The 477-nt window shown below is 25.4% G+C and carries 1 protein-coding gene; it reads right to left on the bottom strand.

What is annotated here, in order from left to right; genetic code table 11:
* Positions 1-477: RNA-guided endonuclease TnpB family protein (locus tag KGF42_RS19220; RefSeq protein WP_227826913.1), on the bottom strand; the 477-nt coding region annotated here is incomplete at both ends.

Genomic DNA, 477 nt, shown 5'->3' with positions numbered 1-477 from the left:
CATAATATCTACCACTTGGCTCTTTAGATATAGTAGCATTAAGTATTCTACCTTGAGGTACTTGTTTATCCCTTATCTTAACCATACCAAGTTTAGGTAGTTTTATATGTTGACCACAATACATAATATTTCCATTTGTAAAGTTAGTTTTATATGAAAATCTATTAGTTTTCTTTGATTTAAATTTAGGAAATCCTGCTTTTTCTTTAAAGAATTTTTTATATGCATTATCTAAATCTCTTAAGGCGTTTTGTAGTGAAAATTTGTCAGGTTCTTTAAGCCAATTTAATTCTTTTTTTAAATTGGTTAAATCAGAACTACACTGTTTATAAGTAAAAGTTTCTCTATCATTTTTATAAACTTCTATTCTTTTAGCAAGATACTTATTATATACAAATCTACAACATCCAAAAGTTTTGTTAATTAACTCTTGCTGTTTTTTATTTGGATACATTCTAAACTTATAAGCTTTTTCCA

The organism is Clostridioides sp. ZZV15-6383 (genome assembly GCF_020657735.1).
GTDB classification, from domain to species: Bacteria; Bacillota; Clostridia; order Peptostreptococcales; family Peptostreptococcaceae; genus Clostridioides; species Clostridioides difficile_D.
Note: the sequence above shows the minus strand (reverse complement) of the source record. Positions and strands in the feature narration are given on the sequence as shown.